This window comes from Brevundimonas sp. RM1 (assembly GCF_052907225.1).
Window position 1 is genome coordinate 1 of record NZ_JBRERY010000069.1, and the last position, 1,414, is coordinate 1,414.

Annotated in this window: 2 protein-coding genes; both read left to right on the forward strand. The window is 68.6% G+C overall.

The window, feature by feature from the left end; translation table 11 throughout:
- A partial coding sequence (locus ACU5AP_RS16255; RefSeq protein WP_446681556.1) for a BRCT domain-containing protein occupies positions 1–1,045 on the forward strand: 1,045 nt, incomplete at its 5' end.
- Positions 1,045–1,414 (forward strand): exonuclease domain-containing protein (locus ACU5AP_RS16260; RefSeq protein WP_446681557.1); only part of this gene is annotated, 370 nt, incomplete at its 3' end. The genes ACU5AP_RS16255 and ACU5AP_RS16260, both read left to right, overlap by 1 nt.

Here is a 1,414-nt window from a genome sequence, read left to right on the forward strand (position 1 = left end):
AGCCGTGCGCGAGGGGGACGAGGTCAAGCGCCGCTGCACCGGCGGCCTGATCTGCGACGCCCAGATCGTCGAGCGCCTCAAGCACTTCGTCAGCCGCCGCGCCTTCGACATCGAGGGCCTCGGCGAAAAGCAGCTGATCGCCTTCCACGCCCGCGGCTGGATCAAGGAGCCCGCCGATATCTTCCGCCTGGCCCGCGACGAGGAGAAGCTGGCCCTGCTGCGCGCCGAGGACGGCTATGGCGAGACCAGCGTCGGCAACCTGATCGCCGGGATCGACGCGCGCCGCGTCATCAGCCTCGATCGCCTGATCTTCGGCCTGGGCGTGCGCGAGATTGGCGAACAGACCTCTCTGGTCCTGTCGCGCGCCTTCGGCAGCTGGACCGCCTTCCGCGACGCCTGCATGACCGCAGCGAACGGCCTCGCCAGCGACGACTGGAAGGCCTTGGCCGCGACCCACGCCATTTCCACCCGCGTCTTGGGCCTGATGGCCGAGGCGCAGCCTACCGCCGACGATCCGTGGCCCGAGGCGCCGATGGATCAGAAGATCGCCCTCGCCTTCCCCGGCATGGCCGCGCCCGCCCGCCGCTCGCTGGCGGAAATCTCCGAGGGCTGGAACGACCTGACCCGCTGGGCCGCCGTCGCACGCGATGAAGGCCCGTCTGACATTCTGAACCAGATCGCGGGCGTCTCCGGCGTCGGCCCGGTCGCCGCCGAGGCCCTGGCCCACTTCTTCCACGAACCGCACAACCTTCAGGTCGTCGACGCCCTGCTGGCCGAACTCGAGCGCGTCGAGGACGTGGCCGCCCCCGTGACCGACAGCCTGGTGGCGGGCAAGACCGTCGTCTTCACCGGCTCGCTGGAACGCTTCACCCGCGACGAAGCCAAGGCCCGCGCCGAAAGCCTCGGCGCCAAGGTCTCAGGCTCGGTGTCGAAAAAGACCGACTACGTCGTCGCCGGTCCCGGCGCCGGGTCCAAGCTGAAGGACGCCGAAAAGCACGGTGTCGCCGTCCTGACCGAGGACGAGTGGCTGGCGCTTATCTCCTGATGCACGCCGTCGCCATCGACTTCGAAACCGCCAATGAGCAGCGGGCCAGCCCCTGCTCCATCGGCCTGGCCTGGATCAACGACGGCGTCATCGAATCCGTTGAGCACCACTATATCCGCCCGCCGGGGATGCGCTTCGCCAGTTTCAACATCGCCTTCCACGGCATTGGCCCCGAACAGGTCGAAGACGCCGAGGAGTTCCCCGCCGTCCTGGCCGCCATCGCCCCGCGTCTCGAAGGCCGCACCGTGCTGGCTCACCACGCCGCCTTCGACGTCAGCGTCATCCGCAACACCTGCGACCACTACGGCCTGACCTATCCTGAGTTCGACTACCTCTGCACCGTCAAGCTGGCCCAGATCAGCTGGCCCG